This window comes from Tardiphaga sp. vice304 (assembly GCF_007018905.1).
Taxonomy (GTDB): Bacteria; Pseudomonadota; Alphaproteobacteria; order Rhizobiales; family Xanthobacteraceae; genus Tardiphaga.
On record NZ_CP041402.1, the window covers coordinates 4,962,120 to 4,986,567 of the forward strand.

At 63.3% G+C, this 24,448-nt stretch carries 22 protein-coding genes and 2 tRNA genes; 12 read left to right on the plus strand and 12 right to left on the minus strand.

Annotated features, from left to right (window positions below; all coding sequences use genetic code 11):
• The first annotated feature begins 87 nt into the window (after nucleotides 1-87).
• Nucleotides 88-576: a sigma-70 family RNA polymerase sigma factor gene (locus FNL56_RS23710; RefSeq protein ID WP_143575291.1), complete on the plus strand. Its 489-nt coding sequence runs from the start codon at nucleotides 88-90 to the stop codon at nucleotides 574-576.
• Nucleotides 577-841: 265 nt separating this feature from the next.
• Nucleotides 842-1,612 (plus strand): anti-sigma factor family protein, encoded by a 771-nt coding sequence (locus tag FNL56_RS23715; RefSeq protein WP_143575292.1) that lies wholly within the window; start codon nucleotides 842-844, stop codon nucleotides 1,610-1,612.
• Between the two features lie 80 nt (nucleotides 1,613-1,692).
• Here the strand turns inward: FNL56_RS23715 and FNL56_RS23720 are convergent, their stop codons facing one another.
• Both FNL56_RS23720 and FNL56_RS23725 read right to left on the minus strand, forming a co-directional pair.
• Nucleotides 1,693-2,151 carry a GatB/YqeY domain-containing protein gene (locus FNL56_RS23720; protein WP_143575293.1) on the minus strand — a complete coding sequence of 153 codons (459 nt, stop codon included), beginning with the start codon at nucleotides 2,149-2,151 and terminating at the stop codon, nucleotides 1,693-1,695.
• 106 nt (nucleotides 2,152-2,257) lie between these two features.
• The gene (locus FNL56_RS23725; RefSeq protein WP_368039318.1) at nucleotides 2,258-3,895 is read right to left on the minus strand and encodes a glycosyltransferase family 39 protein; all 1,638 of its coding nucleotides are present in this window, start codon (nucleotides 3,893-3,895) and stop codon (nucleotides 2,258-2,260) included.
• A 291-nt stretch (nucleotides 3,896-4,186) separates the two neighbouring features.
• Here FNL56_RS23725 and carA point away from each other — a divergent pair, with 291 nt between their 5' ends.
• Complete coding sequence (carA, locus tag FNL56_RS23730) at nucleotides 4,187-5,377, plus strand: glutamine-hydrolyzing carbamoyl-phosphate synthase small subunit (RefSeq protein ID WP_143575295.1); 1,191 nt, start codon at nucleotides 4,187-4,189, stop codon at nucleotides 5,375-5,377.
• A gap of 222 nt (nucleotides 5,378-5,599) precedes the next feature.
• A complete protein-coding gene (gene treS, locus FNL56_RS23735; RefSeq protein WP_143575296.1) occupies nucleotides 5,600-7,687 on the plus strand; it encodes a maltose alpha-D-glucosyltransferase in 2,088 nt (695 codons plus the stop codon).
• A gap of 124 nt (nucleotides 7,688-7,811) precedes the next feature.
• Here treS and FNL56_RS23740 read toward each other — a convergent pair whose 3' ends face one another.
• Nucleotides 7,812-8,339: a Dps family protein gene (locus tag FNL56_RS23740; RefSeq protein WP_143575297.1), complete on the minus strand. Its 528-nt coding sequence runs from the start codon at nucleotides 8,337-8,339 to the stop codon at nucleotides 7,812-7,814.
• 209 nt (nucleotides 8,340-8,548) lie between these two features.
• Between FNL56_RS23740 and FNL56_RS23745 the strand changes: the two genes are divergently transcribed.
• From FNL56_RS23745 to FNL56_RS23765, 5 genes are all read left to right on the plus strand, one after another.
• Entirely contained in the window at nucleotides 8,549-9,244 is a 696-nt protein-coding gene (locus FNL56_RS23745) for a class I SAM-dependent methyltransferase (protein ID WP_143575298.1), read from the plus strand.
• A 78-nt stretch (nucleotides 9,245-9,322) separates the two neighbouring features.
• Nucleotides 9,323-9,396 (plus strand) — tRNA-Cys (locus FNL56_RS23750).
• 213 nt (nucleotides 9,397-9,609) lie between these two features.
• Entirely contained in the window at nucleotides 9,610-12,939 is a 3,330-nt protein-coding gene (gene carB, locus FNL56_RS23755) for a carbamoyl-phosphate synthase large subunit (protein WP_143575299.1), read from the plus strand.
• A gap of 204 nt (nucleotides 12,940-13,143) precedes the next feature.
• Nucleotides 13,144-13,620: a transcription elongation factor GreA gene (gene greA / locus FNL56_RS23760; RefSeq protein WP_143575300.1), complete on the plus strand. Its 477-nt coding sequence runs from the start codon at nucleotides 13,144-13,146 to the stop codon at nucleotides 13,618-13,620.
• A 187-nt stretch (nucleotides 13,621-13,807) separates the two neighbouring features.
• On the plus strand, nucleotides 13,808-14,218 hold the full coding sequence (locus FNL56_RS23765) for a DoxX family protein (RefSeq protein WP_143575301.1): 411 nt from the start codon (nucleotides 13,808-13,810) through the stop codon (nucleotides 14,216-14,218).
• Nucleotides 14,219-14,284: 66 nt separating this feature from the next.
• Here the strand turns inward: FNL56_RS23765 and FNL56_RS23770 are convergent, their stop codons facing one another.
• Complete coding sequence (locus FNL56_RS23770) at nucleotides 14,285-15,223, minus strand: IS110 family transposase (protein ID WP_143572486.1); 939 nt, start codon at nucleotides 15,221-15,223, stop codon at nucleotides 14,285-14,287.
• Nucleotides 15,224-15,537: 314 nt separating this feature from the next.
• Nucleotides 15,538-16,017 (minus strand): Lrp/AsnC family transcriptional regulator, encoded by a 480-nt coding sequence (locus FNL56_RS23775; protein WP_143582410.1) that lies wholly within the window; start codon nucleotides 16,015-16,017, stop codon nucleotides 15,538-15,540.
• Between the two features lie 246 nt (nucleotides 16,018-16,263).
• On the opposite strand from FNL56_RS23775, the gene trxB reads away from it, so the two are divergent.
• Together trxB and FNL56_RS23785 are read left to right on the plus strand one after the other, a co-directional pair.
• Nucleotides 16,264-17,229: a thioredoxin-disulfide reductase gene (gene trxB, locus FNL56_RS23780; protein WP_143575303.1), complete on the plus strand. Its 966-nt coding sequence runs from the start codon at nucleotides 16,264-16,266 to the stop codon at nucleotides 17,227-17,229.
• Between the two features lie 2 nt (nucleotides 17,230-17,231).
• Nucleotides 17,232-18,155: a LysR family transcriptional regulator gene (locus FNL56_RS23785; RefSeq protein WP_168203015.1), complete on the plus strand. Its 924-nt coding sequence runs from the start codon at nucleotides 17,232-17,234 to the stop codon at nucleotides 18,153-18,155.
• 316 nt (nucleotides 18,156-18,471) lie between these two features.
• Here the strand turns inward: FNL56_RS23785 and FNL56_RS23790 are convergent, their stop codons facing one another.
• Complete coding sequence (locus FNL56_RS23790) at nucleotides 18,472-20,820, minus strand: heavy metal translocating P-type ATPase (RefSeq protein WP_246661603.1); 2,349 nt, start codon at nucleotides 20,818-20,820, stop codon at nucleotides 18,472-18,474.
• A gap of 49 nt (nucleotides 20,821-20,869) precedes the next feature.
• Between FNL56_RS23790 and FNL56_RS23795 the strand changes: the two genes are divergently transcribed.
• The gene (locus FNL56_RS23795; RefSeq protein ID WP_143575305.1) at nucleotides 20,870-21,145 is read left to right on the plus strand and encodes a metal-sensitive transcriptional regulator; all 276 of its coding nucleotides are present in this window, start codon (nucleotides 20,870-20,872) and stop codon (nucleotides 21,143-21,145) included.
• A 103-nt stretch (nucleotides 21,146-21,248) separates the two neighbouring features.
• On the opposite strand, the gene FNL56_RS23800 is transcribed toward FNL56_RS23795, so the two are convergent.
• From FNL56_RS23800 to FNL56_RS23825, 6 genes are all read right to left on the minus strand, one after another.
• Entirely contained in the window at nucleotides 21,249-21,929 is a 681-nt protein-coding gene (locus FNL56_RS23800; protein WP_143575306.1) for a ParA family protein, read from the minus strand.
• A 191-nt stretch (nucleotides 21,930-22,120) separates the two neighbouring features.
• Complete coding sequence (locus tag FNL56_RS23805; protein WP_246660772.1) at nucleotides 22,121-22,480, minus strand: hypothetical protein; 360 nt, start codon at nucleotides 22,478-22,480, stop codon at nucleotides 22,121-22,123.
• A gap of 51 nt (nucleotides 22,481-22,531) precedes the next feature.
• Nucleotides 22,532-22,762: a hypothetical protein gene (locus FNL56_RS23810; protein ID WP_143575307.1), complete on the minus strand. Its 231-nt coding sequence runs from the start codon at nucleotides 22,760-22,762 to the stop codon at nucleotides 22,532-22,534.
• 196 nt (nucleotides 22,763-22,958) lie between these two features.
• Nucleotides 22,959-23,035, minus strand: a tRNA-His gene (locus tag FNL56_RS23815).
• A gap of 195 nt (nucleotides 23,036-23,230) precedes the next feature.
• A complete protein-coding gene (locus tag FNL56_RS23820) occupies nucleotides 23,231-23,665 on the minus strand; it encodes a phasin (protein ID WP_143575308.1) in 435 nt (144 codons plus the stop codon).
• 295 nt (nucleotides 23,666-23,960) lie between these two features.
• Nucleotides 23,961-24,335: a phasin gene (locus FNL56_RS23825; protein ID WP_143575309.1), complete on the minus strand. Its 375-nt coding sequence runs from the start codon at nucleotides 24,333-24,335 to the stop codon at nucleotides 23,961-23,963.
• Nucleotides 24,336-24,448 lie beyond the last annotated feature (113 nt).

Consider the following 24,448-nt stretch of genomic DNA (forward strand, 5'->3'; position numbering starts at 1 on the left):
AGACGAGCGGCCAAGGTGTTATGATGACAACGGCGCTTCCCCCCGCACCGTGGAACCCGGCAGGAATTGAACCGTGACCCAGAGCCCATGAGCGCGTTTCGCGACGACGTCGAGACCCTGATCCCGGCCCTGCGGCGTTATGCGCGGGCGCTGACGCGCGACGCCGACATCGCCGACGACCTGGTGCAGGACACGCTGGTGCGCGCGCTGCGCTCGGAAAAACTGTTCATCGGCGGCGACCTGCGCAGTTGGCTCTACACCATCCTGACCAACCTCAATCGCAACCGCCGCCGCTCTCTGGCGCGCCGGCCGCTGATGACCGAATTGTTCGACAACAATGCGGACGCCTCCGGCACCGAAGCCGAGGGCCGCGATATCGCGCGCGCGCTGGCGGCGCTGGTCGAGGATCAGCGTGCGGTGCTGCTGCTGGTGATGCTGGAGGGCTTGAGCTACCGCGAGGTCGCCGAGATCCAAGGCGTGCCGATCGGCACCGTGATGAGCCGCCTCGCCCGCGCCCGCGCCCATGTGAAGGCCTATCTCGAAGGCCAGCGCCCGGCGCTGCGGGCGGTGAAGTGATGAGCATGATTTATCAAGCAGCGGCGGTTTTTTTCCCCTCCCCCTTGCGGGGTCTGGCGGACGAATTCGTCCGCCATGGGTGGCCGCGCGAAGCGCGGTCGGGTGGGGGTTGCCACAAGCGACGTCGCCCGTGGCACCCCCACCCCGGCCTCCACTCCGAACGATGCTGCGTATCGTCCTCCGTTCGGCAGACCCTCCCCGCAAGGGGGAGGGATTCCGAGAGCGCTTCGTTGAACACCATTGCGACCCACCCGAGACCACGCCGATGACCGAACCCCGCATGCCCGTCACCGAAGACGAACTGCACGCCTACGTCGATAATGAGTTGCCGGCGGAGCGCCGCGGCGAGGTCGAGGCGTGGCTCGCTGCGCATCCCGACGATGCCGCGCGGGTGCAGTCGTGGCGCGCAATGGCCGAGCTGCTGCATGCGCGCTACGACGCCGTCGCCGACGAGAGCGTGCCGGCCCGACTGGAGATCGACCGGCTGGTGCGGCAGCCACGGTCATTTCTGATCGGCGCGGTGGCCGCGACGTTGCTGGCCTTCGTGGTCGGCGGCAGCGTCGGCTGGCTGGCGCATGGCGCCGCAGCCGCGCCCTCGGTGTTCCAGAACTTCACGCTCGATGCGCTTGGCGCACACCGGCTCTACGTCGTCGAAGTGCGCCATCCCGTGGAAGTCGCGGGCTCCGAGCGCGCGCATCTGCAGCAGTGGCTGTCGAAGCGCGTCGGCTACGCGGTCAAGGCACCGGAGCTCGATGGCACCGGGCTGAAGCTGGTCGGCGGCCGGCTGCTGCCCGGCCCGGAAGCGCCGGCGGCGTTCTTCATGTATGAAAGCCCGACCGGCGAACGCTACACGCTCTACACGTCCCGCGCGGCAACCGACACCACCCAGATGCGCTATGCCTCGCAGGACAAGGACGGCGCACTGTTCTGGGCCGACAAAGGCGTCGGCTACGTCGTGAGCGGCCCGACCGACAAGGACCGGCTCAACCAGGTGGCGCGGCTGGTCTATGACCAGACGGAGAAGACGGGCGGATAGCGCCCGCATGCTTCATGTTTGGTTGCAGCGACGGGCGGGTCGTGCGCTCCCTCTCCCCGTTGAGGAGAGGGAAGTAACAATCAGCTCGTCAGCGCGGCCTTGACCAGGCCCGAGGCTTTGCCGAAATCCATCTGGCCGGCATATTTCGCCTTCAGCGCGGCGATCACCTTGCCCATGTCCTTGATACCCGCAGCGCCCGAAGCCGCGATTTCGGCCGAGATCACCGCCTTGACGTCGTCCTCCGACATCTGCTGCGGCAGATAGGCGGAGATCACGGCGATCTCGGCGCGCTCCTGCTCGGCCAGTTCGGCGCGGCCGCCCTTTTCGTACAGTTCGACGGATTCCTGGCGCTGCTTGATCATCTTCTGCAGCACGCTGAGCAGGTCGCCATCGGACAGAGGCGGCTTGCTTTGGCCGCGGGCTTCGATATCGGCGTTCTTGATCGTCGAATTGACCATCCGCAGCGTAGAGAGCTTGCGCTCATCCTTGGCGCGCATCGCATCCTTGACCGCATTGTTGATGTTGTCGCGCAGCGTCATGATGTCTCCTTCGGACCGCAAGGGCGGTTCCGGCTCAAATTCGATCGGGCTGACCCGTGAGGCCCGATCTAGGCGCTTTGCCGGTTCCGCACAACTGCGCGACGGCTCAGGGCGCCGGCTGGCGGTGACTGGAGGAGAAATCCGCGGAGGCAGCGGTGGACGGGGCCTGCGTGGCCACGGGCCGGTCGTCCTGCGGCGGCATCATCAGTGCGATCAGACGACCGGGCGGGCCGGCCCGCCCCCACAGATAGGGGATGACCTCGAAGTCGACACGGGTGAACTCAGGCGCAATCGCAACGACCTTGTCCATCCAGCCCCGACAGGCCTGGTCGTCCGCAAAGCACATCGCGGCCCAGCCTTTTTCCAGCGTCGTTACCCGCGGCATGCCCCAGGTATATTGATACTGAAACGGGCGGCGGTACACCGGGTGATCGGGGCTGTAGAAGGCGGTGGCAAAAGCCAGTCCGTCATCGCCCGAGATCGCCGGCATCGGCTTGTCCGATATCGCACGCCAGCGCTTGGTCAGTTCGAAGGCGGCAAGCCTATAATAGCTGCGCTCGTTCGGATTGATGTTGTTGCGATAATAAGCGTGAATCGGTGCTGCCACGATGATCGCCACGGCGGCGATCGCGCCGACCATCACTACCAGATTCACGACGTACAAACGCTCCAGCGTGTAGCTGGCGCCGCACACCACCAGGATCGCCAACAGGAACAAGCCCTGCAAGGCCCAAAGCGACGGCATATCGGTTCCGACGACGATGGCAACCAGGGTCGGCAGTGCCACGGTGCCGACGAAGATCCAGAACAGCAGCTGGAGCCCCGGGTTCATGGCGCGGAAATCGGCACCAAAGAGCGACAGACGCCGGCCCGCCGACAGCATCCAGACGAACGCCGGCAATGCCACCGTCGCCGCAATGCCAAGCAGGAAAGCGCCGGCCTCCAGAAACGACGGGCCGAACGGCACGCCGCCATGGACCTGCATCGCATAGGCGAACGGCGCCGCGCCGGAAGTCGCCAACCAATGGATGTGCGGCCCCAGCACGATCAGCCCGGCCAGCGCACTGGCCCACGGTGCCCAGGAGCTGAAATACAACGCGCGCTGCGGATGTGCGATCGCCGCCAGCAGAAAGCTGCCGGTCAGAAATACCGAATAATACTTGCCGAGCATCGCCAGCGCGCCGAAGACGCCGGCCGCGATCGCCCAGCCGATCGCGCGGCTCTCATAGGAGCGCAGGAAACAATAGGTCGCGAGCGGCCACACGGCGAGCAGCACCGTATTGGCGTTGAAGCGCTGGGCGTGGAACTGGTAGGCCGGCAGCAGCATCAAGAGCAGCAGCACGCCGGCGCGGCCATCGCCGCGGACGAACCGCCGCACGATCAGGTCGACCGCCCACAGCGCCACCGCCGCATTGGTCATCGACAGCAGTTGAAACGACCAGTCGTTGAGCGGAAACACCAGCGTCCAGCCCCAGGCGGCCCACCCCATCAAAGGCGGATGCTTGGCATTGCCCCAGGCGAATTCGCGGCCGATCGTCCAGGTTTCCAGCGCGTCGGCATGCAGATCGCCGCTCAGATAGGCGATGGTCAGAAACACCAGCCAGGCCGCGGCAAACGCCACGATCAGCAAGGGAATAGCCCAGCCCTGCTCGATCCCGTCGAGCCATTTCAAAAAGGGCCTGCGCCATCGCGCTGGAGCGACAGCCGAACGCGCGGCCATCGCGGCAAAATAGTCCAACAGCACTGAAATGTCCGGAAACACGGAAGGTGTACGGCTTGCTAGCTGCGAAAGGTACCGTCGGCAAGCGTCCATATGTTTATTTTGATTGATTCTGCGTCTCATGTGCGCGCTTGAGGCGAACGGGTGTCGCCGGTTCCCTCGGGCTCCTGGCCCGGCACGTGCCGCGTCGCCAGTCCTGCCCGGCGTGCGAGCGGGGCTGGCGCGCCAATTGGCCGCCATACCGTCTCGCCGCAGGTGTGAATCCGCGCTTTCCGGCTTTGACCTTGGCCGCCCCGCGGACTATGTAGTGACCTCATGACCCCCTCTGAAACATCCTCAGCCTGGCCGGACCACAAACCGACCGCGCTCCTCGTGCTTGCGGACGGCACCGTGCTGGAGGGCTTCGGCCTCGGCGCGGAAGGCCAGGCCGTCGGCGAAGTCTGCTTCAACACGGCGATGACCGGCTATGAGGAGATCCTTACCGATCCCTCTTATGCCGGACAGCTTATCACCTTCACGTTCCCGCATATCGGCAATGTCGGCACCAACGATGAAGATTTCGAAACCATCAACATGGCGGCGACGCCCGGCGCGCGCGGCCTGATCCTGCGCTCGGCGATCACCGACCCGTCGAACTACCGCTCCTCGCGGCACCTCGACGCCTGGCTTAAGGCGCGCGGAATTGTCGGTATTTCAGGCATCGATACCCGCGCTTTGACCGCACTGATCCGCAGCAAGGGCATGCCGAACGCCGTGCTGGTGCACGCCCGCGACAGCCAGTTCGATCTGCCCGGCCTCAAGCAGGAAGCCCGCGAATGGCCCGGCCTCGAAGGCATGGACCTGGTTCCGATGGTGACCTCAAGCCAGCGCTTCACCTGGGACGAGACGCCGTGGGAATGGGAAAAAGGCTACGGCACCCAGACCGCACCGGAATTCCATGTCGTCGCCATCGATTACGGCATCAAGCGCAACATCCTGCGCCTGCTGGCCGGCGAAGGCTGCCGCATCACCGTGGTGCCCGCCACCACCTCGGCCGAAGACATCATGGCGTTGAAGCCGGACGGGGTGTTCCTGTCGAACGGCCCGGGCGACCCGGCCGAGACCGGCAAATATGCCGTGCCCGTGATCCGCGAAGTGATCGAATCCGGCCTGCCGACCTTCGGCATCTGCCTTGGCCACCAGATGCTCGGCCTGGCAGTCGGCGCCAAGACCAAGAAGATGCATCAGGGCCATCACGGCGCCAATCATCCGGTCAAGGACGAGACCACCGGCAAGGTCGAGATCACCTCGATGAACCATGGCTTCGCGGTGGATGAGGCGACGCTGCCCGCGGGCGCGACGCAGACCCACATCTCGCTGTTTGACGGTTCCAACTGCGGCATCCAGCTCGAAGGCAAGCCGGTGTTCTCGGTGCAGTATCACCCCGAAGCCTCCCCCGGCCCGCGCGATTCGCACTATCTGTTCAAGCGGTTTGCCCAGTTGATGCGCGAGAAGAAGGCGTCGTAGCGCCTTCGTCCCAAACCAAACTATTGTGACGTCATGGCCGGGCTCGTCCCGGCCATTCACGTTTGGTACTGGCTTATCCTGCGTTCGGCGACGATTGCTCGCTCGTTCGCCTCTGGAAGCCGACCTGATTTCATCACGATCAGAGCCCAAGTCATTTCAGCGAATCGTTCTACGATTCGTGCAGCGTGAGTATTGCCGCCCATTCCACACCCCGGAGACTGCATGAGCCCTAGAACCGAAAGACCCCAGCCCGAATATGTCGAGTGGCTGCTCGGCCAGTCGATGCTGCGTTGTGCGAGGGGACTGGCGCATCATTATTCCGGCCAGTCGCGGATGTGGATGCATCCCTATGCCGAGACGCGCCCGCGCGCCGCCTCCGCGCTGGCCTCGGTCTGGTTCACCGCCTATCCCGCTTCGATCGTCACGGCTGAGGGCACCTCGGTGCTGGCGACGCTCGGCAGCGATTCGTTCTGGCGAGCCCTGTCCACGCTGGGCGTCCAGGGCGTGCATATGGGGCCGATGAAGGTGTCCGGTGGCATCCGCGACCGCAAGCACACGCCGACCGTGGATGGCAATTTCGACCGCATCAGCTTCGACATCGATCCGATCTACGGCACGCAGGACGAGTTCATGACGATGTGCCGCGTCGCGGCCGCGCACAACTCGATCGTGATCGACGACGTAATCCCGTCGCACACCGGCAAGGGCGCGGATTTCCGCCTCGCCGAATTGGCCTATGAAGATTATCCCGGCCTGTATCACATGGTCGCGATCCGCGAGGAAGACTGGCCGCTGCTGCCCGACGTGCTGGAAGGCCGTCACGCGGTCAACCTCGATCCCAAGACGGTGGATGCGCTGCGCGACAAGAATTACATCGTCGGCCAGCTCAGCCGCGTGATTTTCTTCGAACCCGGCGTGAAGGAAACCGACTGGAGCGCCACCGACGTCGTGGTCGGCGTCGATGGCGTCGCCCGCCGCTGGGTCTATCTGCACTACTTCAAGGAAGGCCAGCCGGCGCTGAACTGGCTCGACCCGTCCTTCGCCGCGCAGCAGATGATCGTCGGCGACGCGCTGCATTCCCTCGACGTGCTCGGCGCGCGTGGGCTTCGGCTCGACGCCAACGGCTTTCTCGGCGTGGAAAAACGCGCCAACGGCCCGGCCTGGTCGGAAGGACATCCGCTGTCGATCGTCGGCAACCAGATCATCGCCGGCATGGTCCGCAAGGCCGGCGGCTTCAGCTTTCAGGAGCTCAACCTCACGGTCGACGACATCGCCGCGATGTCGCATGGCGGCGCCGACCTGTCCTATGATTTCATCACCCGGCCGGCCTATCACCACGCGCTGTTGACAGGCGACACCGAATTTTTGCGCTTGATGCTGCACACCATGCACGACGCAAAAATCGATCCGGCGTCGCTGATCCATGCGATGCAGAACCACGACGAACTGACGCTCGAACTGGTGCACTTCTGGACCCGCCACGCCAAGGACACCTACACATTCGGCGGCCAGACCTGGCCCGGCGAGGTGCTGCGCGAGCACATTCGCGACGTCATGTATGAAAAGCTCACCGGCGCCAACGCGCCGTACAATCAGCGTTTCGTCACCAACGGCGTGGCCTGCACCACGGCCAGCGTGATCGCGGCGGCGCTCGGTTTCCAGGACCTCGACGGACTGACGGATGATGACCGCGCGGCGATCCAGAAGGTGCATCTGCTGCTGGTGATGTACAATGCGTTCCAGCCCGGCGTATTCGCGATTTCCGGCTGGGATCTGGTCGGCGCGTTGCCGCTGCCGATGTCCGACGTCAGCGAACTGGTGGCCGATGGCGACACAAGATGGATCGAGCGCGGGGCCTATGATCTCGTCAGCCTCAATCCGGACGCGACGCTGTCCAGCGCCGGCCTGCCAAAGGCCCGAACGCTGTACGGCCCGGTCGACGAGCAGCTCAAGCACCCGGAATCATTCGCCAGCCACTTGCAACGGCTGCTGGCGGTGCGCCAGGCCTATGGCATTCACCGTGCCCACCAGTTGGCGCTGCCCAAGGTGCAGCATCCCGCCCTTCTGGTGATGGTGCACGATTTGCCGGGCGGCCGCGGCACCCAGCTCACGGTGCTCAATTTCGGCCCGACCCCGATCGACGAAACGTTCACCCTCGCCAATGTGGCGCCAGGGCCGGTGGTCGATATGGTCAAGGAGACGCTGGAAGGCGATCTGTCGGAGAACGGCGAACTGACCATTCACCTCGCCGGCTATGAAGGCCTGTCGTTGCGCATCGTCAGCGCCTTGCCGTCGATGCCGCCGGTGTAGGTCGCTGTCGGTAGCCCGGATGAAGTCACCCGCCATTTAAGGCGGGTGACGCAATCCGGGAAGTCGCTGCGTGAGACGATGAAGCTGGCCCCGGATTTCGCTTCGCTCCATCCGGGCTACGACCTCAGTCCTCGTTGCCGCCTTCCTGGCGGGAGGCTTCGAACAGGAACCAGGTCCGGCGTTCGGTCTCGTCGATGAAGTTTTCCAGCAAGCCAGCCGAGGCCGCGTCGTCGACATCGTCGACGATCTTGTGCGCCTTGCGCATCGCTGCGGCCATCGCCTTGTTATCGTTCATCAACTCGCGCAGCATCTCGCGTGGCGGGACGTAGGCTTCGTCGTTGTCCTTGATGGTCTGAAGCTTGGCGATGCCACCGATCGAACGGATCGTGGTGCCGCCGACCTTGCGGACGCGCTCGGCCAATTCATCGGTGGTCGCGAAAATCTGCGCGGCCTGCTCGTCGAGCATCAGGTGGTAGTCACGAAAGTGCCGGCCGCTGATGTGCCAATGGAAATTCTTGGTCTTCAGGTAAAGCGCGAAGGCATCGGCGAGCAACCCGTTCAGCGCCTTCGAAATCTTGTCGGTAGCTTCCTGGGGCAGATCCGAGGGGGTATCGAGATCGGCGGCAACTTTGGCATTCTTGGCTGGGGACACGGTGTACAACCTTCCTGTAGGGCGATATCGAACAGACGGGCTTCGACGAACATCAAGGCAGACCGTTGGTGGTGTCGAAATCGCTTCAATATTGAACGAGAGTTTTGCGGGTGAAGGCGATTCCAACGCACCTGAAAACGCTCCGATCCCTTAACGCTTCAATTTTATACCGGTTCCCGTGACGGAACAAAGATAGGCCAGGCCAAGCGATGGACGACTGGATCGATTATTACGACTCCGCCCATACGATCTACGCGAGCCGGCTGCACCGCGACGTGCATTTCGACATCATTGCACGCGAGATCGTGGGGTATGTCACCACACCCGATGCCGTGGTGCTGGATTTTGCCTGCGGCGAGGCCCTATCGGCCGCCAAGGTGGCGGCGGCGTGCGGCCGGCTGATCCTGGCCGAGCCGGCACCCGGCGTGCGCAGCCGGCTGATCGCCCGATTCGCTGACATGCCGAAGATCCGGGTGCACTCGCTCGACGAATTGCGGCAGTTGGAAGAGCAGTCGGTCGACCTCGCCGTCATGAATTCGGTCGCGCAATACATGACCCCCGCCGAGCTCGACGACGGCTTTGCCGTCATCAAACGGCTGCTCAAGCCCGGCGGAAGGCTGGTGGTCGGCGACATCCTGCAGCCGGATGCCGGCATGGGTCGCGATATCGCCGCCTTGTTGCAACTGGCCTGGAAGCACGGATTTCTGACGGATGCCGTCTGGGGGCTGGTTCGCACCGCCCTGTCGGATTACCGGCAGTTGCGAACCCGAATCGGTCTGCAGCATTACAGCGAAGCCGACATGCTGGCCAAGCTCGCCGCCGCCGGTTTTTCGGCCGTACGGGCGCCGAACAATATCGGCCACAACCGCTGGCGGATGACCTTCGTGGCGCACCCCGCTTCGTAAGCGGGCCCGAGCCGCCGGATTAAGTCTAACGACGGGTAACGCTGGCTGGCGCACCCAATAAGCGGTATCAATAAGCGTGGCCCGGTGGCGGAAGGTTACGCGGGAGCCCTGCAAGGCTCCTTATCCTGGTTCAAATCCAGGCTGGGCCTCCATCCTTCGCTGCTCCGCAGCTTCGGCTCGGCGAGCCGGCTCAGGCGGAGCCCTAAAGCGGTGCATTCCCGGTCGAAGGCGGCTTTAAAAGCCTTCCTTGCACGGCTATACTGGTCTAAAGACAGCCGCGCGCGAGGATCGACCCGCGCCCGGCTCAAGGGACGCGCGACGCGCGCCCTTTTTTTGTGCCCAGTTTCGACCAATCGCGAGATGCAATGCCCAAACGCACTGACATATCCACCATCCTGATCATCGGCGCCGGTCCCATCGTGATCGGCCAGGCGTGCGAATTCGACTATTCGGGCACCCAGGCGGTCAAGACGCTGAAGGAAGAGGGCTACCGGATCGTCCTCGTCAATTCGAATCCGGCCACCATCATGACCGACCCGGATCTGGCGGACGCGACCTATATCGAGCCGATTACCCCGGAAATCGTCGCCAAGATCATCGAAAAGGAGCGCGGCGACCGCTCCAAGGGCTTCGCGCTGCTGCCGACCATGGGCGGCCAGACCGCGCTGAACTGCGCCCTTAGCCTCCGCAAGCAGGGCACGCTGGAGAAATTCGACGTCGAGATGATCGGCGCCACCGCGGATGCCATCGACAAGGCCGAGGACCGCCAGCGCTTTCGCGAGGCGATGACCAAGATCGGCCTGGAAACGCCGCGCTCGGTGCAGGTTAAGAACCTGCCGGACGCGCTGCGCGCGCTCGACGTGATCGACTTCCCGGCCCTGATCCGCCCGTCCTTCACGATGGGCGGCACCGGCGGCGGCATCGCCTACACCAAGGCCGAATTTATCGAGATCGTCGAGCGCGGCATCGACGCCTCGCCGACCTCCGAAGTGCTGATCGAGGAATCCGTGCTCGGCTGGAAAGAGTTCGAGATGGAGGTGGTGCGCGACAAGAACGACAATTGCATCATCGTCTGCTCGATCGAGAACATCGATCCGATGGGCGTGCACACCGGCGATTCCATAACCGTTGCGCCTGCCCTGACCCTGACCGACAAAGAATACCAGATCATGCGCGACGCCTCATTGGCGGTGCTGCGCGAGATCGGCGTCGAGACCGGCGGCTCCAACGTGCAGTTTGGCGTCAATCCGGCCGACGGCCGCATGGTGGTGATCGAGATGAATCCGCGGGTGTCGCGCTCCTCGGCGCTGGCCTCCAAGGCCACCGGCTTCCCGATCGCCAAGGTCGCGGCGCAACTCGCCGTCGGCTACACGCTCGACGAGATCGCCAACGACATCACCGGCGGCGCCACGCCGGCGTCGTTCGAGCCGACCATCGACTACGTCGTCGTCAAGATTCCGCGCTTCAACTTCGAGAAATTCCCCGGCGCCAGCCGCACGCTGACCACCTCGATGAAATCGGTCGGCGAGGTCATGGCGATCGGCCGTACCTTCCAGGAAAGCCTGCAGAAGGCGCTGCGCGGCCTGGAGACCGGCCTCACCGGCCTCGACGAGATCGAGATCGAGGATCTCGGCCGCGGTGACGACAAGAACGCCGTCCGCGCCGCCTTGGGCACGCCGACGCCGGACCGCCTGCTGCAGGTAGCGCAGGCGATGCGGCTCGGCTGGAGCGACGACGAGATCTTCACCTCCTGCAAGATCGATCCGTGGTTTCTCTCGGAGATGCGCGGCATCGTCGAGATGGAAGCCAAGGTCAAGGAAAACGGCCTGCCCGGCCATGCGTTCGGCATGCGGACGCTGAAGGCGATGGGCTTCTCCGACGCCCGGCTCTCGGTGCTGGCGAACAAGACCGAGGAAGAAGTGAAGACGCTGCGGCGTTCACTCGACGTCCGCCCGGTGTTCAAGCGCATCGACACCTGCGCGGCCGAATTCGCCTCGCCGACGCCCTATATGTATTCGACCTACGAATCCTCGTTCGCCGGCGGCTTCTCCGACGAAAGCGCGCCGACCGACAAGAAGAAGGTGATCATCCTCGGCGGCGGTCCGAACCGGATCGGCCAGGGCATCGAGTTCGATTATTGCTGCTGTCACGCCTGCTTCGCGCTGCATGACGCCGGCTATGAGACGATCATGATCAACTGCAACCCGGAAACCGTGTCGACCGACTACGACACGGCGGACCGATTGTACTTCGAGCCGCTGACGGCCGAGGATGTCCTCGAGATCATCGATACCGAAAAGCAGAACGGCACCTTGCACGGCGTCATCGTGCAGTTCGGCGGCCAGACCCCGCTGAAGCTGGCGCATGCACTGGAAGACGCCGGCGTGCCGATCCTCGGCACCTCGCCCGACGCCATCGATCTGGCCGAAGACCGCGACCGCTTCAAGCGCATCCTCGACAAGTTGAAGCTGAAGCAGCCGAAGAACGGCATCGCCTATTCGGTCGAGCAGGCACGCCTGGTTGCCGCTGACCTCGGCCTGCCGCTGGTGGTGCGTCCGTCTTACGTGCTCGGCGGCCGCGCCATGCAGATCATCCGCGAGGAGAGCCAGCTCGGCGATTACCTGCTCGGCACCCTGCCCGAGCTGGTGCCCGCCGACGTCAAGTCGCGCTACCCGAACGACAAGACCGGCCAGATCAACACCGTGCTCGGCAAGAACCCGCTGTTGTTCGACCGCTATCTGTCGGACGCCATCGAGATCGACGTCGACTGCCTGTGCGATGGCAAGGACACGTTCGTCGTCGGCATCATGGAGCACATCGAGGAAGCCGGCATCCACTCCGGCGACTCCGCCTGTTCGCTGCCGCCGCATTCGCTCGATCCTGAAATGATCGAACGGCTCGAGCAGCAGACCCGCGACATGGCGCTCGGTCTCGACGTCGTCGGCCTGATGAACGTGCAGTTCGCCATCAAGGACGGCGACATCTACGTGCTCGAAGTCAATCCGCGCGCGTCGCGCACCGTGCCGTTCGTCGCCAAGGTGATGGGCATCCCGGTCGCCAAGATTGCCGCCCGCATCATGGCCGGCGAGAAGCTCGCTTCGTTCAATCTGAAGAAGCGCACGCTCGGCCATGTTGGCGTCAAGGAATCGGTCTTCCCGTTTGCCCGCTTCCCCGGCGTCGATACCGTGCTCGGCCCGGAGATGCGCTCCACCGGCGAGGTGATGGGTATCGACCAGACCTTCGCGGTGGCATTTGCGAAGAGCCAGCTCGGCGGTGGCACCCGCGTGCCGCGTAAGGGCACCGTGTTCGTCTCGGTACGCGAAAGCGACAAGACGCGGATCCTACCGACCGTGAAGCTGCTGTCGGACAATGGCTTCAAGGTGCTCGCCACCTCGGGCACGCAGCGCTTCCTGGCCGACAATGGCGTACCCGCCGTCAAGATCAACAAGGTGCTGGAAGGCCGGCCGCATATCGTCGACGCCATTACCAATGGCGAGATCCAGCTGGTCTTCAACACCACCGACGGGCCGCAGGCTTTGGCCGACAGCCGGTCGCTGCGGCGCGCTGCCCTCTTGCATAAAGTTCCGTATTACACCACTCTTTCTGGCGCTGTGGCGGCAGCCCAAGGCATCCGCGCCTATCTGGGCGGAGACCTTGAGGTCCGCACCTTGCAGAGTTACTTTTCCGAAACCTGATTAAGGCCGGGCGGCACGCCGGGGCCGCGATCGGCAATAAACCTGACACGACCGGAACTCACCGGTCGTGATATTGTTCTGTTTCGGCACTTGCCGGGCCTGTTTGCAGTCCTTGGCTGCAAGCGCAGTCGCCGACATCTCGCAGATTGAATGGTTTCGTGCGCGCCGCGATGGCGCCGGCATGACGTTAAAGGACGAAAAGCGATGGTTGAAAAGGTCCCGATGACCGCAGGCGGCTATGCCGCGCTGGAAGTCGAGTTGAAGGAGCGTCAGTCGGTGAACCGTCCGCGGATCATCGAACAGATTGCCGAGGCGCGATCGCATGGTGACCTTTCGGAAAACGCCGAATACCACGCCGCCAAGGAAGAGCAGTCGCACAACGAAGGCCGCATCAACGAGCTCGAGGACAAGATCGGGCGCGCCGAAATCATCGACATCTCGAAGCTGTCCGGCGACACCATCATGTTCGGCGCCACCGTGACTTTGGTCGACGAGGACACCGAGAAGAAGGCCGTCTGGCAGATCGTCGGCGAGCCGGAAGCCGATGCCAAGAAGGGCCGCATCTCGATCACCTCGCCGATGGCGCGCGCGCTGATCGGCAAGGCCAAGGGCGCCACCGTCGAAGTCGTCGCCCCCGGCGGCGCCAAGGCTTACGAGATCACCAAGGTCGAGTGGCGCTAAGATCGCACGCTGACCGAAATGCAAAGGCCGCGCTTGGTGCGCGGCTTTTTGCTGCGCGCACGGTTGAACTGGGCTCCGGCCGGCAGGAATAATTGCGGCGATAACGTGTTCCTCACATGAGAGTGAAGGGCATCTCGCGCTGCAATAATGCTAAGAGCGATTTGTCATCACATGGGGGACAAATGACATGGACCAGACTCTTTCGAGATACCAGCCGACGGCGCTCAGCCTGTTTCGCTTCATCACCGGCCTGCTGCTACTGCAGTATGGCATCGCCAAGATCTTCAAATTCCCGGCCGTGCCGTATTTCGCCAAGGTTGAATTGTTCTCGCTGATCGGTGCCGCCGGAACGCTCGAACTGATTCTTGGTGCGCTGCTGCTGATCGGCCTGTTCACCCGCATCGTCGCCTTCATTCTGGCCGGCGAAATGGCCTTTGCCTATTTCATCGGCCACATGTTCAAGGGCGCCGATCCGGTGTTCCTGCCGCTGTTGAACGGCGGCACCGCCGCGATCCTGTTCTGCTTCGCCTGTTTGTATCTGGCGACGGCGGGCGGTGGTCCGATCAGCGCGGACGCGATGCTGCGCAACAAGGCGTAATAACTACAATTGCATGCCTGGTTTTCCCTCCCCCGCGCTTCGCGTGGGGAGCGACTGTCTTTCGGGTCAAGCGTTTTTGGGCTGCCATGGCGTTTTGTCCCGGAGGATGGCGTTGAGGATGGTGAGTAGCTTGCGGGCGACCGCAATGATCGCCACCAGCTTGGGCTTGCCGGCGGCAACGAGTTTGTCTCGAAACAGTTTGAGCGTCGGATTGAAGCGAGCGGCGACCATGGCGCCCATGAACAGCACGCCGCGCACGCTGGCTCTGCCGCCGCCGATGAAGCTCTTGCCGCGCCATTGGCCGGATTGCCGGGTCCATGGCGCCAGACCCGCAAGCGCGGCGATCTGACGGCGATCAAGCGTGCCCAGTTCCGGCAATTCGGCGATTAGGCTGCGGGCAATCGTCGGCCCGATGCCCGGGACCGAGGCCAGCAGATCTTCCTTCTCGGCCCAGGCCGGCGTGCCCTGGACGTGATCGCGGATATCGTCGTCCAGTTCAGCCAGCTCTTTCTCCAGCGCCTTGCGCAGCCGGGCGATGCTCTTCTTCAACCGCGGATTACTGACGCGACGGGCACGCTGGCTTTCCGCCGCGATCATCTCGACGATCTGGCGCCGGCGCGCGACCAGATCGGCAAGCAGGCGCGTCATCTCGTCGGGCAGCTGACGCAGCTGCGGTTTGGTCGCCTCGGCAAAATGCGCGATCACCATGGCATCGATCGGATCGGTCTTGGCGCGCTTGCCAACCGCGTTGGCAAAGAAGCGCACCTGCGCCGGATTGACGATCACCACCGGCAGGCTTGCTCCGCCGAGGCCCGCTGCGACAACCGTCTCGAAGCCGCCGGTCGCCTCGATGGCTACCAGCCGTGGCGAGATCGCCTTCAGTCGTCCGATCAGTTCGTCGATCCCCGCGCCATCTCGGGCGACCGCAAAACTCTGGCCCGTTGGGCGTACCGCTACGTCCAGCCGGTCCTTCGAAACATCGATGCCAACGTAAATCGCGTCCATCTGATCCCATCCTTGCGCAAGCGGGCTCGCAAAGCGGCCCAAGCGACTGTTCGGGTTCGATGGAACGGCAGGCGAAGACCCACGCTCCCCAACGGGCTTGGTGTCCCTCAGGTGATGCGGTCTTTCGCCTGCCACCGCTCCGCCAAGCTTAGCAGAAACGGCATTCGGCAAGTTACAAGGGTGGCCGGCCGGGTGTGGGTGGTGCGGCAAGCGCGACTGCACGTGTTGACCCAACCCGTCCCGGTGGTTCGCTTGGCTGACCAACGCGCTACTCTCTCCTCTGCATAGCTTCGCTGCTTGGATAAGGGAAAGAGTCAGTCCGCGACTTTCAACTCCAACGGCACGGCTGCGGCGTATTTGGAATTGTGCAGCACCAGCGAGGTGCGGACGTTACGTACATGCGGCGCGGCGGTGAGCTGGCCGACGAATTCCTGGAAGGTGGCCATGTCCGGCGCCACGCACTTCAAAATGAAGTCGATCTCGCCCGATAGCATCCAGCATTCCCGCACCAAAGGCTCCTGGCGGACAAAATCCTCGAATGCCTTGAGATCGGCATCGGCCTGGCTCGACAGATGCACCGACGCAAACACCGTGACGTCGAAGCCGAGCAGCCGTGGATCGAGCAGGCCGCGGTAACCCTGGATGTAACCGGCCTCTTCCAGCGTCCGCACCCGGCGCAGGCAGGGCGGCGGCGAGATGCCGACCCGCTTGGCCAGTTCGACATTGGTGATGCGGCCGTCGGCCTGGATCTCGGTGAGGATCTCGAGGTCGATCTCGTCTAGGCTTTTCGGCACGCGCGGCAGATCCTTATGAGCAGTGGCCGACTCTCTTAACGCAGGAGCGTTAGCTGACGCAATTTTATTGCGCGTGCGACGCAAAAATTAAGCGCGATCTGGGGAAAAAATGCCGATGCGGATTGCAATTCTTGCATAGCTCCACAGATATCCTAGAGTTTGACGGACTTCGATCTGACACTTTCGACGCTGCCGCCCTGGCGCAAGCACGTCGTCCCCAGCCCTCCCTTCAGAAAGGGATAGACCATGGCCGCCCCCATCCACGCGAAAGTCGTCATCATCGGTTCCGGCCCCGCCGGCTACACGGCGGCGATCTATGCCGCCCGTGCGATGCTGGAGCCCGTCCTGATCCAGGGCATGCAACCCGGCGGCCAGCTCACCATCACCACGGACGTGGAGAATTATCCGGGCTTTGCCGACGTGATCCAGGGCCCGTGGCTGATGGAGCAGATGGAAAAGCAGGCGGCGCATGTCGGGACGAAGCTTGTCACCGATCTCGTCACTGAGCTCGACACAAGGCAGCGCCCGTTCCGTATCGCTTGCGATTCGGGCGATGTCTATCTCGCCGAAACCGTGATTCTCGCCACCGGCGCGCAGGCGCGCTGGCTCGGCCTGCCTTCGGAAGAGAAATTTGCCGGCGGCGGCGTCTCCGCCTGCGCCACCTGTGACGGCTTCTTCTATCGCGGCAAGCAGGTCGTGGTGGTCGGCGGCGGCAACACGGCGGTCGAGGAAGCGCTGTTCCTGACCAATTTCGCGTCCAAGGTGACGGTCGTGCACCGCCGCGACCATTTCCGCGCCGAACGCATCCTGCAGGAACGGCTGTTCAAGCATCCCAAGATCGAGGTCATCTGGGACTCGGCGATCGATGAGATCTGCGGCACCGAAGGCCCGGCCAAGGTCACCCATGTCCGGCTGAAGAACGTCAAGACCGGCACAACGCAGGACGTGCCGGCCGACGGCGTGTTCATCGCCATCGGGCATGCGCCCGCAACCGAGCTGGTCAAGGATCAGATCAAGCTGCGGCCGTCCGGCTATATCGAGGTAGCACCGAACTCCACCGCAACGTCGGTGCCCGGCGTGTTCGCCGCCGGCGACGTGGCGGATGAAACCTGGCGCCAGGCGGTCACCGCCGCCGGCATGGGCTGCATGGCAGCGCTCGAAGCCGAACGTTATCTGGCGGCCCACGCCCACGACCGCGCAGCGGCGGAGTAGACATGGGACGCTCTCGTGATGGATTTAACGACATGGACTGGGACAAGCTGAAGGTGTTTCACGCGGCAGCGGAGGCGGGAAGCTTCACGCATGCCGGCGAGCAACTCGGCCTGTCGCAATCCGCGGTGTCGCGCCAGGTCAGCGCGCTCGAACAGGAATTGTCTGTCTCGCTGTTTCACCGACATGCCCGCGGCCTGATCCTCACCGAACAGGGCGACCTTTTGTTCCGCACCGCGCATGACGTGTTCATGCAGCTGCAGGCGGCGCGCGCCAAACTGACCGACAGCCGCGAGCGGCCGAGCGGCGACCTCAAGGTCACCACCACCCCCGGCGTCGGCATCAACTGGCTGATCCCCCGGCTCGGCGAATTCACCGCGCTGTATCCGGAAATCCGCATCTCGCTGATCGTCACCGACGAGGAGCTCGATCTGTCGATGCGCGAGGCCGACGTGGCCATCCGCACCCGCAAGCCGACCCAGCCAGACCTGATCCAGCGCAAGCTGTTCGCGATGGGTTTTCACGCCTATTGCGCGCCGGAATACGTCAAGCATTTCGGCACGCCGCGGACGCTGGACGAACTCGACGGCCACCGCATCATCACGCTGAGCGACGGCGGCGTGGCCCCGCATCTGCAGAACCGCAACTGGCTGGTCGAGGCCGGTCGCAACGGCTCCGGCCCGCGCGAATCCTACTTCAAGGTCAACAACATCCTGGGCCTGGTGCGCGCCTGCCAGCAGGGGCTCGGCATCGCCGCGTTGCCGGACTATCTGGTCGAGGAGAACAACCGGCTGGTGCAACTGTTCGGCGAATCCGATTCGATCCAGCTCGACACCTATTTCGTCTATCCCGAGGAATTGAAATCGGTCGCCCGCGTCCAGGTGTTCCGCGATTTCATCGTCAGCAAGGCGCAACGCTGGCCGGGCTGATATTCCACCGCGGTAACCGCCTGCTGCATGACTGACATGCCGAGCGGGGCGTTGCCGGGCGCGCAGAACGGGGATCATATTTGGTGCAAGCTGAGGCGTCGCGCCGCGTTTATCCCCCTCCTCCAGTGGTGCGGAGCCTTGGTCATCCCTCTTGGAAGGTGATTGTGTCGGCCTCTCGAGGCCAATATCTCGGCCGGGCTCGTGTGAGCCCGGCTTTTTTTTTGGCGTAGTGGTCGTAGCCCGGATGGAGCGTAGCGCAATCCGGGAACAGTGCGATCGTTCAGCCGATCGCGGATTTCGCTTCGCGCCATCCGGGCTACAATTTGACCTTCGCCAGCCGCAGCGCGTTGCCGATCACGCTGACCGACGACAGCGCCATCGCCGCGGCGCCGACCATCGGCGACAGCAGCAGCCCGAACACCGGATACAGCACACCGGCCGCGATCGGCACGCCGGCGGCGTTGTAGACGAAGGCGAAGGTGAGATTCTGCCGGATGTTGCTCATCGTGGCTTTCGACAATTTCCGCGCACGGACTAGACCCATCAGGTCGCCGGTGAGCAAAGTGATGCCCGCGCTCTCGATCGCGACGTCGGTGCCGGTGCCCATCGCGATGCCGACATCGGCGGCCGCCAGCGCCGGTGCGTCGTTGACGCCGTCGCCGACCATCGCGACGCGGCGGCCCGAAGCGCGCAGTCGCTCCACCACCTCGCTCTTGCGGTCCGGCAACACGCCGGCCTCGACCTCGTCTATCCCCAGCGTCTTCGCCACCGCCAGCGCGGTGGTGCGGTTGTCGCCGGTAAGCATCACGATCCGCAGACCATCCTTGCGCAGCTCTTGCAGGGCGGCCTGGGCCGACGGCTTGACCGGATCGGCAATCGCGATCACGCCCGCTGCGCGGCCATCGACGGCGATATAGATCGCGGTGGCGCCGTTGGCGCGCGCGGCTTCGGCGATGCCGTTCAGGTCCGACGTATCCACGTTCAGCTCCGCCATCAGCATCGCATTGCCGAGCGCCACCTGTTTGCCGTCGATGCGGCCCGATACGCCCTTGCCGGAAGGCGCGGCAAAATCACGGACCTCGCCTGGCGCCATGCCGCGTTCATGCGCGGCCTGGACGATCGCCTGCGCCAGCGGATGTTCGCTGGCCCGTTCGATGGAAGCGGCCCATCGCAACACCTCGTCTTCCGCAACGCCTTCGGCGGCGGTGATGGCAACGACTTTCGGCCGGCCCTCGGTAAGCGTGCCGGTCTTGTCGATCACCACGGTATCGATGGTTTCCAGCCGCTCAAGCGCCTGGGCATCGCGCACCAGAATGCCGGCCTGAGCGCCGCGGCCGATGCCGACCATGATCGACATCGGCGTCGCCAGCCCGAGCGCGCATGGGCAGGCAATGATCAGCACCGTGACGGCGGCAACCAGCGCATAGGTCAGGCGCGGCTCCGGCCCGAACATCGCCCAGGCCGCAAACGCCAGCACCGCAGCCGCGATCACCAACGGCACAAACCAGCCAGCGACCTTGTCGGCAAGGCGCTGGATAGGTGCGCGCGAGCGCTGCGCCTTGGCGACCATCTCGACGATACGTGACAGCATGGTATCGCGGCCGACCTTGTCGGCGCGCAATACGAGCCCCCCGCTCTGGTTCACCGTGCCGCCGATGACGCGCGCGCCTTCGGCCTTGGTCACCGGCATCGACTCGCCGGTCACCATCGATTCATCGACCGCGGAACGGCCTTCGGTAACGAGGCCGTCGACCGGGATTTTCTCGCCGGGGCGGACGCGCAAGAGGTCGCCGACCGCGATGAGGTCGAGCGATATGTCTTCGTCGCCATCGGCGCCGATCCGTCGCGCGGTCTTCGGCGCAAGGCCGAGCAACGCCCGGATCGCGCCCGAGGTCTGGTTGCGGGCGCGCAATTCCAGCACCTGGCCGAGCAGCACCAGCACGATGATGACCGCAGCCGCTTCGAAATACACCGCGACCGCGCCATGATGATCGCGGAACGCCGGCGGGAAAAGCTGCGGCGCCAGCGTAGCAATCACGCTGTAGATCCAGGCTACGCCGGTGCCCATCGCGATCAGCGTGAACATGTTGAGGTGGCGCGTGACCACGGAGCGCCAGCCGCGCACGAAGAACGGGGCGCCGGCCCACAGCACCACCGGCGTCGCCAGCACGAAGGAAATCCAGTTCGAAGTGGCCGGCGCGACCAGGGTCATCAGGCCGAGATGCGCGCCCATCTCCAGCACGAACACCGGCAGCGTGAGCGCCAGCGCGATCTTGAAACGCCGGCTCATATCGACCAGTTCGGGATCCGGCGCATCCTCGAGGGAGACCTGTTCGGGCTCCAGCGCCATCCCGCAGATCGGACAGGTACCCGGGCCGACCTGCCGGACCTCCGGATCCATCGGACAGATGTAGATCGTGCCGGCGGGCGCCGCAGGCGCCGGCTGTTTCGGTTTCAAAAAGGATTCCGGATCGGCGGCAAAGCGCTCGCGGCAGCGGCCGCCGCAGAACAGGTACTCCACATCCTTGTAGCTGAAGCGATGCTTGGCCGTGGCGCGTTCGACCTTCATGCCGCACACCGGATCGGTCTCGCGCATATCGACGGCGGCTGGCGTCTCGTTCGGCGCGCAACAGCACGCGCCATGCTTGTGAACAATCTCTGCCATTGGACCCTCGTCGCTTGAAGCGGATACCCTGAGGGGGTATATTAGGCCCATGAGCAGCGAGATCAAGACATCATGTTTGAAACGCCTCAAACGAATCGAAGGCCAGGTGCGGGGCATCGCCGGCATGGTCGAAACCGACCGCTATTGCATCGACGTCGTGACACAGATTGCGGCGGCGCGCGCGGCATTGCGGCGGGTAGAGGAGGAGATCCTGCGTGACCATGTCGCGCACTGCGTCGAGCACGCGATCTCATCCGGCAACAAGGCCGACCAGCGGCGCAAGATTGCTGAACTGATGGACGTGGTCAGCCGCGCCGACCGCTGAAGCGCACATGACATCGCTGAAGCGCACATGACATCGCTGAAGCGCACATGACAAAGACGCGCGTACCGGTGTACGCGCGTCTTTGTCAGCGGCTTGGTGGATGTTACGCGGCCTGCTTGTGCATCGTGCCGGTGGCCGACATGGTGCCGCGGATAGCCTTGATCGAGCGTTCGATGGCGGCCCAGAGCTTGGCGATCTCGCCGGCGGCGCGGCCATCGGCGGCATATTCGCGGGCGCCTTCGCCTTCGGCCAAAGCCAGCAGCAGATCCGCGCGGTTGGTGATCTGGCCCGACCACACCGGGGCCTTGAACTTGCTCAGCGCCTCGCGTGCGACGGTGACGATGCGGCTCTCGACCTCATCGCGACGCGCCGGGGCCCCGTTGATCACGACCGCATAGGGCTTGCGCGAGGTGCGGCAGCTCTGGATCGTGTCCTGCACCGCATCGACGTCGAACACGCCAGGACGAGCCGGGATGATGACCATTGTCGCATGCTTGATCGCGTCATCGACCACGGCCGCGTTGGTCGGCGGCGTATCGATGAACACCCACTCCACGCCCTCCTTCTTTGCTGCATTGATCAGCTCGGCAACCGAACGGGTCGCCGTCTTGATCATCGGTTCATTGGTGCCGCGCAGCTTGTGCCACAGCGTCAGCGACGCCTGCGGATCGGCATCGATCAACAGACATTTCTTGGACGACTTTTGAATTTGAGCAGCAAGATGCGCCGCCAGTGTGCTCTTGCCTGAGCCACCTTTACGCGACGCAAAAACAATTACGTTCATATGATCCGCCTCCAGATTGACCCCAGAACACGAAAATGAATCAAGCCACTGATTCGTCAAAGCAGAATTTGCAAGCCGTTCAAGGGTATGAGAGCGATTTATGAGTAAGCGGGTTTTTGAGTCACAAGCTGCACCGCAGCACTGTCCAAACAGCGGATCGTGGTACGCGTTGCGACATATTCAGCGCATTGTTATTTCGTCACGCGGTCGATGTTCCTGACGCGTTCTTTTTCGAGCTGCTTCTTGCGCTGACGTTCCGTCCATTTGCGCTCAGCCCATCCCAACGATCGTGCGACGGGTTTTTCCAGAACGGGCACGTCTTGCGCGATCAGGAGCATGCCCAGCGGAAGCATCCACAGGCCGAGTACCGGCAAAATGCTGAAGACACCACCGACCATGAGCAGCAGCGAAAGCGGAATCCGTACCAGTTTCGACGACGGCCGCCGTAGCCAATTGACATATCTTGCAGGTCCGGCCGGCAACCGCTGCTCAAGCCACGTAAAATGCCGATCGATCTCGGCCTTATGATCGGCGTTGACTTCGATGCTCACGAACTCTCCTTGCCGCCAACGAGGTGCGGGTCCAACTCAACAATTCGCGTTTCAGGACTCGTTGACGCCGACACCGCGTTCGTCGAGTAGCTGCTGGCCTTTCGGCGTCACGGCAAATTTGGTGGCTTCGGTCGTTTTCGCAGCGCTCGACTGTTCGACCAGTCCATCGGCAATCAGTTGATCAAGCACCTGTTGCTTGTCATCATTAAGATCAAGGCCTGACGCCCGCGCGATATCGCACATCACTGCAATGCCACTGTCGCTGATGGTCACGTTGTTCATGCTGGCCTCCTGCCGATTTAAAAAGGCAACGAAGCTTTGACATGCTGGTTCCCACGTGACGGAGGCAGCATCAGTGGACAACTGACCTGACGGCAGCACATGCTTGCCCGGGGCGGACATGCGTGGGGGCAACCATGCGTGGGGAGATTGTGAGCGTTTATCAAGGCAGCCTCGGCCACGCGTGCGGGCGAGCGCATGGTACAGTTGGCTGGTCTCGAACCAGCGACCTCCTGCTCCACAAACAGGCGCTCTAACCAACTGAGCTACAACTGCATCCTGACGGCCCCGAAACAGGGGTCGCGAACAGGCGGGAAACTAGGTGCAACGCAGCGCTTTGGCAAGGCCGCCAAGCGGCTGAAATCGATGAATCTTGCCTCGAATCCGGCGGAGCGTCGGCGGATCGGGTCGATGCCAGCAAAAAGCCCGGGCTGACGCCCGGGCTTTCCGCATTCGGTGCGTTCAAACCGATCAGGCTGCGGGCTGGAACAGCTTGGAGGCGCCGGTTTTGATCGGCTCGGCAGTTTCCGAGACAATCTTCTGGGTCAGTTCGGCGAGTTCCCTGGTCTGGCCAGTAAAGGCTTCGACCTGCTTGCGGTTAAACGACATCCAGAGTTCCAGCGCCGCCGACGGCGACTTCACGCCGATCAGATCCTGCGCGAAATCCAACCCCGAATTGGTGTTGGTCTTGACGATTTCAAGCATTTTCGCCGACAAATCGGTCACGCCGCGGGCGGCCGTGGTCACCACAGCCTGGACGGTACCATTATGGGTTTCAGCGGCGTCCTTGAACTTGGCGTAACCTTCGCGGACCTGCGAAACGCCCTTCTCGGCCAATTCGCGAACCTGCTCGGGCACTTGAAACGGAATGACGGAAGATGAGAACGGATCGATGGAGTCGGCCATGACGTGCATCCTTCGCTGCAATAAATGAAAACGAGACCGGTCAACTGCCGCTAAAGACGCCAATGTCCCCAGGACAGCCGGAACGAAACGCCGTCAAAACCGGCGTTAAGCATCGTAAACAGAATATCATATCGGATTTGTGCATTGCAACGAAATATTGCATGGCAATATAGCATAACTGGTCGGCCAAGATTCACGTCTCGGCCGACCATCTGAGAATTCACAACTCTTGATAGGTTCTTGATAGGTTTTCTGCCGAAAGATCGAGCAGTTTGGTCACCGTTGCCAAATTTGGTCAGGTCTTCGGCTTGGCGGCATCCATCGCGGCCCGGCTGACGATCTGGCCCATCTCACTGGCCTGCTCGGCGAGAGATTTCATCTGCCCCTGCACATATTCGCTGTGCAATCGCATCACCTCGCCGAGGTCCTTGGCGTGCAGCAATTGCTGGGCGTAGTCCAGCGACGCGGCGACGTTCTTCTCGGCGAAGGTAATGGCCTTGCTGCTGATGTCCTTGGCGCCTTCACGTACGGTGGCGCCGCGGTCCTCGATGGTGGCGGCCGTATCGTGTGCTCCGGCCATGAACTTCTCGAATGATGCACGCGCCTGGTTGAAACTGGCCTCGGCCATGGTCCGCATTTCCTTGGGAATTTCGAACTTGTCGCCGCTCATGTCCCACTCCTCTGTACGTTGACGGAGCCATCCGCTGCTCCGTTTGGGCTGTTTCCCGTGATCTCTGCCTTCTTGCGAGCCAGACGTCGATGTTGAGGCGGCGTGCTGTCCCG

Coding starts and splice junctions, on each gene's coding strand:
- FNL56_RS23765 (WP_143575301.1), top strand. CDS start 13,808: ATGGACCAGACTCTTTCGAGATACCAGCCGACGGCGCTCAGCCTGTTT.
- FNL56_RS23710 (WP_143575291.1), top strand. CDS start 88: ATGAGCGCGTTTCGCGACGACGTCGAGACCCTGATCCCGGCCCTGCGG.
- FNL56_RS23825 (WP_143575309.1), bottom strand. CDS start 24,335: ATGAGCGGCGACAAGTTCGAAATTCCCAAGGAAATGCGGACCATGGCC.
- FNL56_RS23790 (WP_246661603.1), bottom strand. CDS start 20,820: ATGGCAGAGATTGTTCACAAGCATGGCGCGTGCTGTTGCGCGCCGAAC.
- FNL56_RS23820 (WP_143575308.1), bottom strand. CDS start 23,665: ATGGCCGACTCCATCGATCCGTTCTCATCTTCCGTCATTCCGTTTCAA.
- FNL56_RS23715 (WP_143575292.1), top strand. CDS start 842: ATGACCGAACCCCGCATGCCCGTCACCGAAGACGAACTGCACGCCTAC.
- FNL56_RS23770 (WP_143572486.1), bottom strand. CDS start 15,223: ATGGACGCGATTTACGTTGGCATCGATGTTTCGAAGGACCGGCTGGAC.
- FNL56_RS23745 (WP_143575298.1), top strand. CDS start 8,549: ATGGACGACTGGATCGATTATTACGACTCCGCCCATACGATCTACGCG.
- greA (WP_143575300.1), top strand. CDS start 13,144: ATGGTTGAAAAGGTCCCGATGACCGCAGGCGGCTATGCCGCGCTGGAA.
- carB (WP_143575299.1), top strand. CDS start 9,610: ATGCCCAAACGCACTGACATATCCACCATCCTGATCATCGGCGCCGGT.
- FNL56_RS23720 (WP_143575293.1), bottom strand. CDS start 2,151: ATGACGCTGCGCGACAACATCAACAATGCGGTCAAGGATGCGATGCGC.
- FNL56_RS23785 (WP_168203015.1), top strand. CDS start 17,232: ATGGGACGCTCTCGTGATGGATTTAACGACATGGACTGGGACAAGCTG.
- FNL56_RS23795 (WP_143575305.1), top strand. CDS start 20,870: ATGAGCAGCGAGATCAAGACATCATGTTTGAAACGCCTCAAACGAATC.
- treS (WP_143575296.1), top strand. CDS start 5,600: ATGAGCCCTAGAACCGAAAGACCCCAGCCCGAATATGTCGAGTGGCTG.
- carA (WP_143575295.1), top strand. CDS start 4,187: ATGACCCCCTCTGAAACATCCTCAGCCTGGCCGGACCACAAACCGACC.
- trxB (WP_143575303.1), top strand. CDS start 16,264: ATGGCCGCCCCCATCCACGCGAAAGTCGTCATCATCGGTTCCGGCCCC.
- FNL56_RS23800 (WP_143575306.1), bottom strand. CDS start 21,929: ATGAACGTAATTGTTTTTGCGTCGCGTAAAGGTGGCTCAGGCAAGAGC.
- FNL56_RS23810 (WP_143575307.1), bottom strand. CDS start 22,762: ATGAACAACGTGACCATCAGCGACAGTGGCATTGCAGTGATGTGCGAT.